This window comes from Rhizobium sp. WYCCWR 11146, from assembly GCF_013591995.1.
Taxonomy (GTDB): domain Bacteria; phylum Pseudomonadota; class Alphaproteobacteria; order Rhizobiales; family Rhizobiaceae; genus Rhizobium; species Rhizobium indicum.
The window spans coordinates 285,632-300,172 of sequence record NZ_JACCEY010000022.1; the positions used below are offsets into that span (position 1 = coordinate 285,632).

The 14,541-nt window shown below is 61.1% G+C and carries 14 protein-coding genes; 7 read left to right on the plus strand and 7 right to left on the minus strand.

From position 1 onward, the window contains the following. From HX899_RS17380 to oiaX, 7 genes are all read right to left on the minus strand, one after another. Positions 1–1,065 (minus strand): ABC transporter permease, encoded by a 1,065-nt coding sequence (locus HX899_RS17380; protein WP_138330804.1) that lies wholly within the window; start codon positions 1,063–1,065, stop codon positions 1–3. Further along, on the minus strand, positions 1,062–2,612 hold the full coding sequence (locus HX899_RS17385; RefSeq protein ID WP_181292935.1) for a sugar ABC transporter ATP-binding protein: 1,551 nt from the start codon (positions 2,610–2,612) through the stop codon (positions 1,062–1,064). The genes HX899_RS17380 and HX899_RS17385 overlap by 4 nt, the downstream gene beginning before the upstream one ends. Continuing rightward, on the minus strand, positions 2,609–3,253 hold the full coding sequence (locus tag HX899_RS17390; protein ID WP_138330806.1) for a DUF2291 family protein: 645 nt from the start codon (positions 3,251–3,253) through the stop codon (positions 2,609–2,611). Before HX899_RS17390 ends, HX899_RS17385 begins: the two co-directional genes overlap by 4 nt. Positions 3,254–3,326: 73 nt before the next feature. Then, positions 3,327–4,268 (minus strand): D-ribose ABC transporter substrate-binding protein, encoded by a 942-nt coding sequence (locus HX899_RS17395; protein WP_003550404.1) that lies wholly within the window; start codon positions 4,266–4,268, stop codon positions 3,327–3,329. Positions 4,269–4,344: 76 nt separating this feature from the next. Beyond that, on the minus strand, positions 4,345–5,172 hold the full coding sequence (locus HX899_RS17400) for a phosphogluconate dehydrogenase C-terminal domain-containing protein (protein WP_180196106.1): 828 nt from the start codon (positions 5,170–5,172) through the stop codon (positions 4,345–4,347). 121 nt (positions 5,173–5,293) lie between these two features. After that, positions 5,294–6,631, minus strand: coding sequence for a four-carbon acid sugar kinase family protein (locus tag HX899_RS17405; protein WP_181292957.1), 1,338 nt, complete (start codon positions 6,629–6,631; stop codon positions 5,294–5,296). 5 nt (positions 6,632–6,636) lie between these two features. Next, a complete protein-coding gene (oiaX, locus tag HX899_RS17410; protein WP_181292936.1) occupies positions 6,637–7,893 on the minus strand; it encodes a 3-oxo-isoapionate-4-phosphate decarboxylase OiaX in 1,257 nt (418 codons plus the stop codon). A 177-nt stretch (positions 7,894–8,070) separates the two neighbouring features. Between oiaX and HX899_RS17415 the strand changes: the two genes are divergently transcribed. From HX899_RS17415 to HX899_RS17445, 7 genes are all read left to right on the plus strand, one after another. Next, positions 8,071–8,775: a transcriptional regulator NanR gene (locus tag HX899_RS17415; protein WP_180196130.1), complete on the plus strand. Its 705-nt coding sequence runs from the start codon at positions 8,071–8,073 to the stop codon at positions 8,773–8,775. A 191-nt stretch (positions 8,776–8,966) separates the two neighbouring features. Next, the gene (locus HX899_RS17420) at positions 8,967–9,287 is read left to right on the plus strand and encodes a hypothetical protein (protein ID WP_180196104.1); all 321 of its coding nucleotides are present in this window, start codon (positions 8,967–8,969) and stop codon (positions 9,285–9,287) included. 190 nt (positions 9,288–9,477) lie between these two features. Then, positions 9,478–10,236 (plus strand): FadR/GntR family transcriptional regulator, encoded by a 759-nt coding sequence (locus HX899_RS17425; protein ID WP_181292937.1) that lies wholly within the window; start codon positions 9,478–9,480, stop codon positions 10,234–10,236. A 23-nt stretch (positions 10,237–10,259) separates the two neighbouring features. Further along, the gene (locus HX899_RS17430) at positions 10,260–11,234 is read left to right on the plus strand and encodes a sialic acid TRAP transporter substrate-binding protein SiaP (RefSeq protein WP_094087986.1); all 975 of its coding nucleotides are present in this window, start codon (positions 10,260–10,262) and stop codon (positions 11,232–11,234) included. A 206-nt stretch (positions 11,235–11,440) separates the two neighbouring features. Next, entirely contained in the window at positions 11,441–12,013 is a 573-nt protein-coding gene (locus HX899_RS17435; protein WP_062940955.1) for a TRAP transporter small permease, read from the plus strand. A 4-nt stretch (positions 12,014–12,017) separates the two neighbouring features. Next, positions 12,018–13,424, plus strand: a complete 1,407-nt coding sequence (locus tag HX899_RS17440) for a TRAP transporter large permease (protein WP_181292938.1) — start codon at positions 12,018–12,020, stop codon at positions 13,422–13,424. Between the two features lie 9 nt (positions 13,425–13,433). Beyond that, complete coding sequence (locus HX899_RS17445; protein WP_181292939.1) at positions 13,434–14,468, plus strand: L-idonate 5-dehydrogenase; 1,035 nt, start codon at positions 13,434–13,436, stop codon at positions 14,466–14,468. Positions 14,469–14,541 lie beyond the last annotated feature (73 nt).

Here is a 14,541-nt window from a genome sequence, read left to right on the forward strand (position 1 = left end):
TCAACCTGCCTTTGCCATCTGCATGAGGGTAACGCGCTGCTGCAGGCGGCGCTGGGCCTGGTCGACGACGACAGCAATGATGATGACGAGGCCCTTGATGACCATCTGCCAGAAGGAGGAAACGCCCATCATCACCAATCCGTCGGAGAGGATGCCGATGACGAAGGCGCCGATGATCGTGCCGCCGATCGTGCCGCGTCCGCCCGACATCGAGGTGCCGCCAAGCACGGCTGCGGCAATCGCATTGAGTTCGAAACTTTCACCGGTCGCCGGATGGGCTGCCATCAGTTCGGAGGAGATGATGACGCCGACGATGGCGGCGCAAAGTCCGGAGAACATGTAGACGAAGATCTTCACGACATCGACCCGGATACCGGACATGCGCGCGGCCCGCTCATTGCCGCCGACGGCGAAGATGTGACGGCCGATCGGCGTCGAGCGGGCGACATAGGCGGCCAGCAGCGCAAGCACGATCAGAATCCAGATCGATACCGGCAGACCGAGGATGCGCCCCGCGCCGAAGAAATCGAAGCCGGTCGTGGCATATTCAGGCCGGCCGACAAGGTTCGGAAACGTCTGGCCGTCCGACGACAGCAAAGCGAGGCCGCGGGCGATATAGAGCGTGCCGAGTGTGGCAATGAAGGGCGCGACGTTGAGCTTGGTGATCAGCAGGCCGTTGATCAGACCGATAAGCAAGCCGATCGACAAGGTGATCAGCACGATCTCGAAGAGATTAAAAAAGATCGTGTAGCCGATCGGCAATTCGATGCCGTAAAGGATCAGGCCGCCGGCGACCATGCCGCAAAGCCCGACGATCGATCCGACCGAGAGATCGATGCCGCCGGTGATGATGACGAAGGTCATGCCCATCGCCAGGAAGGCGTTCAGCGCCACATGCTTCGACATCAGGATCATGTTCGCCGTCGAGGTGAAGTTCGGGGCGAAGATCGCAAAGAAGATGATGACCGCGAATAGCGCGATGAACGTCCTGAGCTTCATCAGCGTCAGAAGCGCTGAGCCGTTGGCGCCCTTCGGCGCAAGAGTGGTTGATGTAGCCGCCATCATGACGCGAGTTTCCCTTGATGTCCGTGTCCCTTGGCCGAAGCCGCGATAATGGCTTCTTCCGTGGCCTCGTTGCGGTCGAAGACGGCGATCAGCTGGCCGTTGCTCAAGACCGCGATGCGATCGGAAAGCGCCATGACCTCTTCGAGGTCGGAAGTCGAAAACAGAATGGCGAGCCCGTTTGCCGCCAGCCGCCGCATGGTGCGAAAGACGTCGGCCTTGGCACCGACATCGATGCCACGGCTCGGCTCGTCCATCAGAAGCACCTTCGGATTGGTCATCAACGCCTTACCGATGACGACCTTCTGCTGGTTGCCGCCCGACATCGAGGTCACCTCGAAATCCGGGTTCGGCGCCTTGATCGAAAGATCGCGGATTGCATCGCGAATGGCACTCTTCTCCGCACCCCTGTTGATATGGAAGAGCCGGGTGAAGCGGCCAAGACTCGCCAGCGTCAGGTTGGAGGCGATCGAGAGCACCTGGACCAGACCTTCCCGCTGCCGATCTTCCGGAATGAGCGCAAGGCCACGGCGGATGCGCCGCGTGGTGTCGCGGGCGCGAACATGCTTGCCGTCGATGAAGATCTTGCCGGTCGAGTGTGTGTGCCGCCCGATCACGCATTCGAAGAATTCGCTGCGCCCGGCCCCCATCAGGCCGTAGATGCCGAGGATTTCACCTGCCCTGACCGACAGCGAGACATCGTTGACAGAAAGCCCACCCGTCGGCCGCGGCAGACTGATGTTTTCGGCGCGAAAGACCTCGGCTCCGACGGCGTGGTCCACGGATTTTGCAAAATCCTTGGCATCCGAGCCGATCATGGAGCGCACGATCCAGCGCGTGTCGATGTCGCGGACCATCGCCTCGCCGGTGACCTGGCCGTCACGCAGCACCGTGATGTAATCGCCGATCCGCATCAGCTCTTCGAGCCGGTGCGAGATATAGACGATTGCCACACCCTGGGCCTTCAGTTCCGCGATCACCTTGAACAGGATCTCGACTTCGGCTGCCGAAAGCGCCGACGTCGGCTCGTCCATGATCAGGATCCGGGCATTCAACGACATCGCCTTGGCGATCTCGACGAGCTGCTGCTGGCCGATCGGCAAATCCTCGACCATCGTGCCGGCCTCGATGCCGGCATCGAGACGCTTCAAAAAGGCATTGGCCTTTTGCACTTGTGCCTTGTGATCGATGCCGAGGATGCCGCGTGTGATCTCACGCGTGGTGAAGATATTCTCAGCGACCGACATGTTGGCGAAGAGATTGAGTTCCTGGAAGATCATGCCGATGCCGTGCGCCTGCGCGTGCGCCGGGCTGTCGAAGGATATGGGCTTGCCGTCCAGAATGATGCGGCCGAGCGTTGGACGTTCGACACCGGCGATGATCTTCATCAGCGTCGACTTGCCTGCACCGTTTTCGCCGACAAGGACGTTCACTGCGCCGCGGCGAAGCTCGAGATTGGCGCGCTTGACGGCGACGATGCCAGAATAGACCTTCGACACCTCGTCGAGGCGCAGGATGATGTCGTCCTTTTGTGCCTCTCCCGTGGTCATGGGCCGACCTTCAGTTCCGAGGGCGTGACGAGCGGCAGCTCGCCGCTTTTCGGCAGCGGAAAAGCGCCGATCGCGGTCACCGTCTTGCCGGCGAGGCCCTCACGCGGGATGGCGGAGAGAAAGGTGGTATTGGCCTTCTCGTTGAAGGCTTTGCCGAACTGCGCCCATTCGATCTGGTTCTTGAATTCGTTGAAATTGACGAACTCCAACGTGTCGCGCAGCGCCGTGCCGCGCAGCGCCGGGCCGATCTGGACCTTGGCGTCGGCCTTGCCGTCGCCATCGGCGTCGACATCGAGCGTTGCCGCGCGCGAGCCTGTATCGGCCGCGACAACCTTGCCGGTGATCTTCACCGCATAGGTCCATGGCGAGCTGCTCTGCTTGCGGGGATTACCGTATTTCTCGCCTGCGGCGTCGGGGCTGGAGGCGGCCAATTGCATGACGTCCTTGAGGTCGCCGGCGCGCTTTTCGAAATAAGGCACCGCCTCGGACTGCCAGATTGCCTCGACCTTGGCATTCGGATCGAAGGCGGTCTTGGCCGCTGCCGCCGCCTTTTCCTCAGCCGTCGGCGTCTTGATGATCTTGCAACCGGGCAAGGCGGCCGCCACGACGGCAGCGAGCAGGGCGCCCTTCACTCTCAACATGCTTTAAACCTCGACGTCTTGCAAAATGCATTACGGAGGGCGCAGCGCTGCGCCCTCCGCAATTCGCGGCTGATCAGTTCGTCAGGGCGAAGGTTTCGAGCTTGCCGGCATTGTCGGCATTGATGAGAACGCAATCCATCAACTGCTTCTCTTCCTTTGGCGTCGTCTTGTTCTTGATGTAGGCATCTGCCTGTTCCACTGCCAACTGGGCCTGCGCATAGGCGGGCTGCAGGACCGTTGCCTTGATGCCGCCCGACTTGATGGAGTCGCGCACGTCGTTGGAGCCATCGAAGCCGACGACAATCACGTCCTTGCGGCCGGCGGCCTGCAGCGCAGCGATCGCGCCCATGGCCATGGTGTCATTGCCTGAAATGACGCCCTTGATGTCGGGATTTGCCTGGAGGATGGTTTCCATCTTCGAATAGGCTTCCGTCTGGCTCCAGTTGGCCGACTGCTTGGCAACGGACTTCAGATCCGGATAGTCGTCGATGACGTCATGATAGCCTTGCGAGCGGATGCCGGCATTGGTGTCGGACTCCTTGCCCACCAGTTCGACGTAATTGCCCTTCTCGCCCATCAGCTTGACGAATTCCTGCGCCCCGAGCTGGGCGCCCTGATAGTTGTTCGAGACGATCTGGGCGACGGCAACGCCGGTCGCGTTGATTTCGCGGTCGATCAGGAAGGAAGGGATGCCTGCATCCTTCGCCTTCTTGACGGCGGCGACGGAGGCATCGGCTCCGGCATTGTCGAGGATGATCGCCTTGGCGCCGCGCCCGATCGCCGTGTCGATCATTTCGGACTGCTTGTTGGCGTCGTCGTCATGCGTCATGAGCAACGTCTCGTAGCCGAGCTCTTTCGCCTTGGCTTCGGCGCCGACGGCTTCGGCCTTGAAGAAGGGGTTGTCGTGCGCCGGCGTGATGATGGCGATGAGATCGGCCGAAAAGGCCGGAAGAGCCGTTCCAAGCGCCAGTGCGCCAGCAAAAGCTGCAAGTGTCAGTCTGCGCGTCAGTTTCATATTTTCCTCCCTGTTGTGACTAAAGCCCCTTCTCCCTGGGGCGGTTGAGGGGGAGGGTTTACCTCCCCAAGCCGGTTCAGGTGATGCGCCGGATGCTTTCGGCGATCTCCTGCGGTTCGAATACCTTTTTCCAGTCGTCGCGCATCAGCGCCGGGATGCCGAACTCGATCGCCTTGTTGCAGGCATCCGAAAACACGCCGTCGACTTCCTTGAAGATGACCGCGCCGAGCACGTTCATATGGCCGAGCAGGAAGTCGCGGGCGGCCTGTTCCGGCACGCCGCGTGCCACGCATTCATCCATGGCCTGCCGCATGACGACGAGCAGCGATGCGCAGACGGTTTCCGACAAACCCGGTTCGAGCATGGCAAGCTGATCGACCGTGACCCGGTGCGAGCGCATGACCGGGGCCCAGATCAGCTTGGCGATCTCCTCACCGAGCGCGTAGGCGCTTTCCGGACCCTGCATGAGCGCCGAAACGATATGCTGCTTGGCGAAGAGGCCGCCGAAGTGGTCCTTCTTCGCCTGCATGTCCGTCTCGTCGTTGAAGATCGGCGGATGGCAGGGATGGGTGACGAAATAGGTGAGATCGTCACGCTTCGGCAGGTGGCCGGCAAAGGGAGCCGCAGCGTCCAGCGCGATCACCATGGTGCCTGATGCGAGCTTGTCAACGATGCCTGCCGCGACTTTGCCGATCGCCGTGTCCGGCACGGCCAGGATCACCACGTCGGCGCCGTCGAGCCCGACATCGACTGGTACGCAATCGACACCGAGATCATTCTTCAAACGGACCTTGCCTGCGTCGCTCACCTCGACATGGCGCACTTGGAAACGCGAGCCTTTGAGATTTTTGGCGAGCCGGTATCCCATTTTCCCGCCTGCGCCGAAGAGGGCAATCTTAGTCATGTTTTCCTCACCTTTTCCGTTTCTGGATAGGATCATATACTGGTATGATGAGTCAATCACCATATCACTTAATTCATATGATCCACACGTTTTTCTGCGCCAAGCCGGATCGGGGAAACCATCAGTGTTTCCTTCCATCGCGGATCTGCGTGAAATAGCCGTCCGTCCCGACCTGACCGCCTTTGAGCGCGATCTGCAGGCCGTTGGTCGGCTGATAGTCGCCATGCGCAAGGCAAAGCGGAGAACCCGGCGTCTGGGGCAGCGGAAGAAGCGTCGTCAGCGCGTCGATCTTCAACTGTCTCAGTGCGTGACTGGATGTGTCGCCGCCGGCGACGACCGCACGTGAAAGTGCTTCGCTCTCGACCAGGCGGCGCAAGATCGTGCCGAGCGCGCTGCCGAGCCGGTGACGCGCACCCGGAAGCCTGTCGATGTCGGTGCCGCGGTCTGCGGACGGTCCAAGCGCGGTATAGAGGATGACGCTCTTGCCTTGCCGGAGCATCTGGATGCCGGCCTCGACCGCCGAATCCACCGCGCCTTCGCCGTGCTCCGAGACCAGTGCAAGCGGATCGAGCGCGATACTCTCGAAGCCGTTCTCGACAGCCGTCCGGATCTGGCGCTCGGTCGTTGGCGATACGCTGCCCGAGACGACGGCGAGGCGATCGACCGGGCCGATATCGGGAAACTCGGCGCTGTTCGCGCCGATGAAACCGCTCCGCCGCCACGCGCTGAGCAGGGCATATTCGACACCCGAGGAGCCGGCGACGAAGCTTCCGGAACGGCCGGTGGCACGAAGCAACTGCCGACCCGCGGCCTCCTGCGTCGCGTCGGAATCGACATCGATGAGCAGGATCCCTTCCGAACCCGACGCCAGTTCGTCGATCCGCGTATCTGCGTCCGTCGCGGTGATGGCGATAAGATCGGCGACCAGGACGGGGAGGCGGGTCTGCTTCGACAGGTGCACCGCAAGGTCCGCCTCGTCCATCGGGGTGACCGGATGGCGGCTCATGACAGGATGGCGGTCGATGCGAAAGATCCGGCCCTGGTAAGCGGCAAAGAGATTGCCGAATGCCGTGTAGCGCTTCAATTGCGGCGCGCCGACGATGACGGGCACGACGGATTGCCCGAATACCGATCGGCCGATTTCAATCGCCTTGCCGATATTGCCGATTTCGGGGCTGGAATCGAAGGTCGAGCAGACCTTGTAGTGGCAGATGTCAGCGCCAAGCGAATTCAGCCACTCGAAAGCGCGCGCAAGGTGTTCTTGCATCCATGCGGGGGTCTCGCTGCGGCTTGTTCCGGCAATGCCGATCGCGCGGCAATCTTTAAAGCGCACAATCAGTTCCGGCGTGGGAACGTCGAGGAAGAGCACGGTCGACACACCGTTCGAGGCCAGCGCCTCCATGACATCGGTGGAACCGGTAAAGTCATCCCCGTAATAGCTGACGAGAGGTCCATCCATCGCGGTCACGCGCCCTTGCCGTCGCTGAATTTTGCAATCGAAGCTGCAAGCTCCGGATGATCTTTCGCGTAGGTCTCCAACGGGATGTCCGCGACTGCGGCCTGCCAGGCCTGCTGCACGGCCCGAACGCCGGCCGCCGGGCCGCCGGGATGGCTGACGATGCCGCCGCCGCAGAGATAGAGAAGATCGACGGTGCGGCCGGTCCGCTTGTAGGTCTCCGGCGCTTGTCCTCCCCACTGACCCGAGCCGGCAACCGGAAGCGGGCAATCGGAGGCATTAAACAGCGGCGTGCTGACGGCCTTGAAGGACGAGACGAAGCTGTCGTCCGGTTCCCAATACTTGACCCTGATACCGTTGATCTGAAACTGATCGACCCCGAGCAGCCGCCAGAATTGCTGGTAGACCTTGAAGTCCATGCCGGCGCCCGGATCGCGCGTCAGCACATCCCAACCGTTTCGATGCGCGTGCAGCACCAGATTGGAGCGCTTGCGCAGAAAGCTCATGCCGCCGAAGCCGATCGAGTTGATATTGACGACGGCGCAGTTGCCGCCGGCCGCAGCCACGATGTCGTGGTTGCGCATCATCTCGTCGGGGTCGGCATGTGAGATGCCGAAGGCATACATGACCTTCTTGCCGGTCTTCTGCTCGTGATCGAGAATGCGCGGCATGATCGCCGCAACGCGGTCCTTGAGCGGCGAATAGGCCGGGCTCATCAGTTTTTCGTCATCCTTGATGAAGTCGACGCCGGATGAGATCAGCTCGCCGACGAGTTCAGCCGTTTCGTGCGGTCTGAGGCCAAGCGCCGGCTTGACGATCGTTCCGATGATGGGCCGGCCTTCGACGCCGGTGAGGCGGCGGCTTCCAGGGATGCCGAACTGCGGTCCGGGATGCGCGCTTTTGAAGGCGTCGGGCAGCGTCATGTCGACGATGCGGATGCCGGTCATGCCCTTGATGGAATAGACGCCACCGATCGCAATGGTCATCAATGCCGCAAGGTCTGTCCCGATCGCGTCCAGTGGAAAGGCGATGTCGACATCGGCGCGATGAAGCAGCGTGCCGGGAGCGACCTCGGGCCAAGTCGGATGACGGGCGCCTTCGAGCGGACGGATCGCCAACACGCGGGCGGCGACACGCGATTTCAGCTCTTCGGTCTCGCCGGGGACGGGCACGAAGGTTCCGGTCGACTGGTCGCTCGCGACCTTTTCCGCCATCGCCTCGACGCTGCCGGGTGTTTCAATACGATAGGTCAGGGTGATCATCATGAAACTGGCGGTTGCTCCTCTCGCCACGCAGATTGCCATGGCGTCAACTCGTGATCTGGTATAATGAGTATTCCAACTGATGAAAAGTAGAATCTTCGGATCCGCAAATTTTCGCCGACAGCTTTGTTCTCGACACGGAAACTGTTAGGAGAAAACATTTTGAGCCAGCGAGATGTGATGACCCAGCCCCTCGAACAAATCGTCCGCCGGAAACTCTCTGACGAAGTGTTTGATCGACTTGAACGAATGATTACCTCCGGCGAGCTTCAGCCCGGCGACGAAATGCCCTCCGAGCGGGTGCTGATGGAACGCTTCGGCGTCGGCCGGCCGGCGATCAGGGAGGCCATGCAATCCCTTGCCAACAAAGGTCTGGTCAGCATTTCGCATGGCGAGCGGGCGAAGGTCCTCCGGCTGACGGCAAAATCGATATTCCGCCAGGTCGATCTCACCGCCAAGATCATGCTGTCGCAATCGTCGGACTCGCTGGAATATTTGAAGAGCGCGCGCATCTTCTTCGAGCGGGGCATGGCGCGCGAGGCCGCGCAGCGCGCCTCCGCAAATGACATCGCCGACCTCAGGAACGTTATCGAACGCCAGCGAATGTCGCTTGGGCGGGCCGAAGAGTTCATCGACGCGGACATGGAGTTTCACACCCGCATCGCGCAGATATCAGGCAACCCGATCTACATCGCCGTCAGCGAAGCCATGCTTGCCTGGCTGAAGGAATATCATACCGAGATGCTGATCTGGACCGGCAAGGAAAAATTCACGCTCGCCGAACACGACGAAATCGTCGACCGCCTGGCCGCAAACGACGTCGATGGCTCGGAAACGGCACTCCTCAAGCATCTCGAGCGCTCGCGTGCGCTTTACGCGAAGTAACCTTCACGATCTCGGTCGCCACTGGCCGGCACGCCTGGCCATCACTCACTTCCTGACTCTGCCTCACCCTTGATCCTTGGTCGCGACCGGGCTCCAGAGCCTATGGGATGTTTGTAAGCAGAAAATGCGGAACAATGAGGTGTCGGCGAGGTTCTGCCTGATCACGCAAAGATCCCAAGGAGGACATCAGGATGCGTATGAAACTCATAGCAGCTTCGCTTCTCGCCATCGGCATGGCCACGTCTGCTTTCGCCCAGTCCAATCCGGCACCAGCCGGCGCCACGATCGATAAAAACCAGGCCGATCAGGGTAGCGGTGCAAGCGGCGATATGAAGGCCAAAAAGCCGATGGCGACCGATACCACCACGACCGGCTCCACGACTACCGGCACAATGAAAGCCGACAGGCCCAAATGCCCCAATCCGGTCAACAACTCCGACAATCTTCAGACGCAGGGCGGCACAAGCAACGCTACGCCGATGGATGAGGCCTGCGCCGCGCATAACAACTGATTATTCCCTTCGCGAAGAACCCCGCCTCAGCGGGGTTTTTTGCATGCCTGCTCGGCCTATGCTGCGAACTCTCGTTTTGAGTTTATGCGGCGGATTGACGCACAACTCCTCCGGTGATATCTATGCCTGAATTGGTCAGGCCAGTTGACCAGCTGCGCGCTTGAGGAGAAGCTCGTCTAGGGAGGCCACGATGTTTTCGCCTGTTGAATCGCGCCGTCTTTATAGGCAGGTCGCGGATCAGATTCGCTTGATGATCGCAAGCGGCGAGCTTGCCGTCGGTCAGCGGCTGCCGGCCGAGCGCGACCTTGCGGAGCAATTGTCGGTTTCACGCCCGACCGTCCGCGAGGCGCTGATCGTCCTGGAGGTGGAAGGCCTCGTCAACATCCGCATGGGATCCGGCATCTATGTGGTGCGCCAGCATGCTGCGGCCGTCACTGGGGCCGAGCGCGAACCGGTGGAGGGGCCGTTCGAGCTGCTGCAGGCGCGCGCCCTCATCGAATGCGCCATCGCCGAAGAAGCTGCCGGTCGTGCCAAACCGGACGATATCGCTCTGCTGGATGAAGCTCTGACGCGCATGGGTGGCGTGGTCAACGATGCAATCGCAGTGCTCGATGCCGATCGCGCCTTCCACACCGGCATTGCCGCCATCATTGGGAATGCGACATTGATCCGCGTCACGGGCGAAATGTTCGACATGCGCATGACCCCCTATTTCGCAAGACTTGCCAGCCACTTCGAGGGGCCAACGACATGGCGCAGCGCCCTGGACGAGCATCGCGCCATTCGCGACGCGATCGCCGCCGGCGATGCCGCTGGCGCCAAGGCGGCCATGCGCGCCCATCTCACAATGTCGCAGAAGAGGTTTTCCGAGAGCTTCGGGGAGGAGTTTTCGGGGGAAGAGGAGCGCGGACGCAACAAGCGGCCGTCGAAAGGAACTGCCAAGACTTAACCCAAGCTCGGGAGGAGAGAGCAATGAAAAGCAGACTGGCAACGATACTTTGCACTGCAGCCGCGATCATGGCGAGCAGCGCGATAGCGCAGGCCCAGACAGTGCTGAAATGGGCGCATGTCTATGAAACGTCAGAGCCCTTCCACACGGATTCCGTATGGGCGGCAGAAGAGATCAACAAGCGCACCGACGGGCGCTACAAGATCGAGGTCTATCCGGCGTCGCAGCTCGGCAAGGAAGCCGACATCAACCAAGGCCTCAAGCTTGGGACGGTCGACATCATCATCTCGGGATCGAGCTTCGCGGCCCGCGACTACAAGCCGATCGGCGTGACTTACTTCCCCTATATCTTCCGCGGTCCCGATCACCTGATCGCCTACACCAAGAGCGATGTCTTCAAGCGCCTAGCCAAAGGCTATGAAGACAAGACCGGCAACCACATCGCCGCCGTCAGCTATTACGGCACGCGCCATACGACATCAAACAAGCCGATTGCCAAATGCGCCGATATGCAGGGCTTGAAGATCCGCGTGCCTGACGTTCCGGCCTATCTCGCCATGCCGCGCGCCTGCGGCGCCAACACCACACCGATCGCCTTTGCCGAAGTCTATCTCGCTTTGCAGAACGGCACGGTCGAGGCACAGGAAAACCCGCTGACGACTATCGAGGCGAAGAAGTTCTACGAAGTCCAGAAGAACATCATCCTCACCGGCCACATCGTCGATCACCTCAACACCGTGGTCTCGAAGACGCGGTGGGCGAGCCTTTCAGACGAGGACAAGAAAATCTTCGGCGAGGTCATGCAGGAGGCCGCCGAGCGCACGAGCAAGACGATCGCCGGCAAGGAAAACAGCCTCATTGCGACCTTCAAGGAAAAGGGTCTTAACGTCGCCGAGGTCGACAAGGCCGATTTCGAAAAGACCGTGATGGAAAACGTCAAGTTCGAGGATTTCGGCTACGAGAAAGCCGATTGGGAAGCAATCCGCGCGATCCAGTAAAGCCTGGCAACTACGGTTGCCCCTCACCCTAACCTTACCGGGGTCGAGCCACTCGTCTCGACCCGTCCTTCGGACCCCCGTAAACGGGGAGAAGGTGGCGGCAGCCGGATGAGGGGCAGGCGCCGCCGAGCGCAAGACGATGTCGACACGAAGGGCACGCGCCCCACACGCCGCGCCCTTCTTCCCCAACTGAAACAGGGCCGATCATGTCGCAAGAAATTCATACGCAAATCACGGCCGAAGAAATCGGTCACGAGTTCGAAGGGCACGCGCCGACGGCAAACGTCTCGGATTATGCCATCGAAGACTGGATCACGCTGATCGTTTTCTGGCTGATGGCGGGTTGCGTCTTCCTGCAGTTCTTCACGCGCTATGTGCTGAACGACAGCTACGCGTGGACCGAGGAGATTGCGATCAACTGCCTGATCGGTGTCGTCTTTCTCGGTTCCGTCATGTGCGTGCGCACCTCGCGGCATATCCAGGTGGATGTGTTCTATCACTATATGCCTGCAGGTCTGGCGCGCGTGCTCGCCACTTTCGTCGATATCGTCCGCATCGGCTTTTTCGCCTATGGCTGCCACCTGATGTGGCGTTACGTCGACATCGTAGCGGACGAGCAGATGGTCACCATCGACCTGCCGCGCAACATCGTCTTCTACACCGTTCTCGTCGCCTTCGTGCTGATGCTGATCCGAGCGGTTATCGTCTTCATCGCCAACATGCGCCGCGGCTACTCCGTTCTGGAGCGCCCCGAAGAATTCCAGACCATCGAGGGTTGATCAGATGCTGCTGCTTCTTGGTTCGTTTCTGGTGCTGATGATGATCGGGGTGCCCGTCGCCATTTCGATGGCGGTCGCATCCGTGCTCTACATCGTCCTTTATGGCGTCGCGCCGGACATCATCGTCGCCCAGCGCATGATCGCCGGCGTCGAAAGCTTCCCGCTGCTCGCCGTGCCCTTCTTCATCCTCGCGGGCAACCTGATGAACTCGGCCGGCGTCACCGGCCGCATCTATTCCTTTGCCGTCGCTCTCGTCGGCTGGATGAAGGGCGGTCTTGCGCAGGTCAATATCATCGGTTCGGTGATCTTCTCCGGCATGTCCGGCACCGCGCTTGCCGATGCGGCCGGCATCGGCACGATCGAGATCAAGGCGATGAAGGATCACGGCTATCCAGTCGAGGCCGCGGTCGGCGTGACGGCGGCCTCGGCAACGCTCGGCCCGATCTTCCCGCCGTCGCTGCCTTTCGTGATCTACGGCATGATGGCGAACGTCTCGATCGGCGCTCTTTTCATGGCGGGTATCCTGCCCGGCATCGTCATGACGCTGTTGATGATGATCACGGTCGCCGCCTTTGCTTATAAGAAGCGGTGGGGTTCGGATGCGCCGTTTAATGTCAGAGAGCTCCTATCGGCGGGGATGGAAATCGTCGTCGTCCTGGCGGTGCCACTGGCCATCTATCTGATGATGCGTGCCGGCGTATCGATGAATGTTGCGGCGGGCATTGCTCTTGCCCTGCTTCTTGCCCTCGACTGGTATTTCCGCTTCTCCGCCGTCATGGCGCTGATGACGCCCGTCATCCTGATCGGCGGCATGACGATGGGCTGGTTCACGCCGACGGAAGCCGCCGTCGCAGCCGTCCTCTGGTCTCTATTCCTCGGTCTGGTGCGCTACCGCACGATGACGCCCTCGACGCTCGCCAAGGCAAGTTTCGATACGATCGAGACGACGGCGTCCGTTCTCTTCATCGTCACCGCGGCATCGGTCTTCGCATGGTTGCTGACGGTGAGCCAGGCGGCCCAGCTGCTGTCCGATGCGATCCTGTCGATCACCGACAATAAATGGGTTTTCCTGATCCTCGTGAACCTGCTGATGCTCTTCGTCGGCTGCTTCCTGGATACGATCGCGGCCATCACCATCCTCGTGCCGATCCTTCTGCCGATCGTCCTGAAATTCGGGATCGATCCCGTCCAGTTCGGTCTCATCATGACGCTGAACCTGATGATCGGCCTGTTGCACCCGCCGCTCGGCATGGTGCTTTTCGTGCTGTCGAGGGTCGCGAAACTCTCCGTCGAACGCACGACCATGGCGATCCTGCCCTGGCTGGTGCCGCTCTTCCTGGCGCTGATCCTGATCACCTTCGTGCCCGCTATATCGCTGTGGCTGCCGCAGCAACTCGGGCTGCTGAGATAGGAGCGGAAGATGCGGACACGTGTGGCACGGCTTTACCAAAAGGGCGATCTGAGAATCGAGACCGCCGCGGTTGCGGCCCCTGGTCCCGGCGAGGTGCTTCTCAAAATGGCGGCCGCAGGCATCTGCGGCTCCGACCTGCATTATTATCAGGACGGCGGCTTCGGGCCGGTCCGGGTTCGCGAGCCGATCATACCCGGCCACGAGGCCTCGGGGACCGTGAGCCAAGCTGGCGATGGGGTCGACTTGGAGGCCGGGACGCTGGTGGCGGTCAATCCCAGCCAACCCTGCGGGCATTGCGAATATTGTCAGAAAAACATGCCGATCCACTGCCTGGAAATGCGCTTCATGGGCAGTGCGATGCGCCTGCCGCATGAGCAGGGCATGTTCCGGGAATGGCTGGTAGTGCCGGCCAAGCAATGCTTTGCGGTCGGACCTGCGACAACCGCCGCGGAGGCGGCCTGCAGCGAGCCGCTCTCCGTCTGCCTGCACGCGGCATCGCGCGCAGGAGATATCACAGGCAAACGCGTGCTCATCACCGGAGCCGGCCCGATCGGCACCCTGGCGGTTGCCGTCGCCTCCTATCATGGCGCAAGCGAGATCGTGGTGACCGATCTCGCGGATGCGGCGCTGGACCGGGCCAAAGCGATGGGCGCCAGCCGCACGATCAATGTTTCCAAGAATGCCCAGGCGCTTGCGGAATATGAGGCGGGAAAGGGCTATTTCGATCTCGTCTTCGAATGCTCAGCCGCCGCCCCGGCAATCCGCGGCGCGATTGCCGCCATCAGGCCACGCGGAACGATCGTGCAGGTCGGCGTCACCGGAGACGTCTCGATCCCTCTCAACGCCATCGTCGGCAAGGAGCTTCAACTCCACGGAACGCAGCGCTTCCACGAGGAGTTCGGTACTGCCGTCAACTTGATCTCCAGCCGCAAGATCGATGTGCGGCCGATCATCAGCCACAGCCTGCCGCTCGAAGAAGCCGCCGCAGCCTTCACTCTCGCCGGCGATCGCGCAGCCGCCTGCAAGGTGCAACTGACCTTTTAGAGCGCGTGCCGAATTCATGGCTGTTGCCGGATGGGCCGATGAGCAATCGAGGTCGCCGGTCGCCTTGCCGACG

What these genes read in the sequence shown, in the direction of transcription:
- HX899_RS17380 (WP_138330804.1), bottom strand. Translation starts at nt 1,065, where the DNA reads ATGATGGCGGCTACATCAACCACTCTTGCGCCGAAGGGCGCCAACGGC.
- HX899_RS17385 (WP_181292935.1), bottom strand. Translation starts at nt 2,612, where the DNA reads ATGACCACGGGAGAGGCACAAAAGGACGACATCATCCTGCGCCTCGAC.
- HX899_RS17390 (WP_138330806.1), bottom strand. Translation starts at nt 3,253, where the DNA reads ATGTTGAGAGTGAAGGGCGCCCTGCTCGCTGCCGTCGTGGCGGCCGCC.
- HX899_RS17395 (WP_003550404.1), bottom strand. Translation starts at nt 4,268, where the DNA reads ATGAAACTGACGCGCAGACTGACACTTGCAGCTTTTGCTGGCGCACTG.
- HX899_RS17400 (WP_180196106.1), bottom strand. Translation starts at nt 5,172, where the DNA reads ATGACTAAGATTGCCCTCTTCGGCGCAGGCGGGAAAATGGGATACCGG.
- HX899_RS17405 (WP_181292957.1), bottom strand. Translation starts at nt 6,631, where the DNA reads ATGGATGGACCTCTCGTCAGCTATTACGGGGATGACTTTACCGGTTCC.
- oiaX (WP_181292936.1), bottom strand. Translation starts at nt 7,893, where the DNA reads ATGATGATCACCCTGACCTATCGTATTGAAACACCCGGCAGCGTCGAG.
- HX899_RS17415 (WP_180196130.1), top strand. Translation starts at nt 8,071, where the DNA reads ATGACCCAGCCCCTCGAACAAATCGTCCGCCGGAAACTCTCTGACGAA.
- HX899_RS17420 (WP_180196104.1), top strand. Translation starts at nt 8,967, where the DNA reads ATGCGTATGAAACTCATAGCAGCTTCGCTTCTCGCCATCGGCATGGCC.
- HX899_RS17425 (WP_181292937.1), top strand. Translation starts at nt 9,478, where the DNA reads ATGTTTTCGCCTGTTGAATCGCGCCGTCTTTATAGGCAGGTCGCGGAT.
- HX899_RS17430 (WP_094087986.1), top strand. Translation starts at nt 10,260, where the DNA reads ATGAAAAGCAGACTGGCAACGATACTTTGCACTGCAGCCGCGATCATG.
- HX899_RS17435 (WP_062940955.1), top strand. Translation starts at nt 11,441, where the DNA reads ATGTCGCAAGAAATTCATACGCAAATCACGGCCGAAGAAATCGGTCAC.
- HX899_RS17440 (WP_181292938.1), top strand. Translation starts at nt 12,018, where the DNA reads ATGCTGCTGCTTCTTGGTTCGTTTCTGGTGCTGATGATGATCGGGGTG.
- HX899_RS17445 (WP_181292939.1), top strand. Translation starts at nt 13,434, where the DNA reads ATGCGGACACGTGTGGCACGGCTTTACCAAAAGGGCGATCTGAGAATC.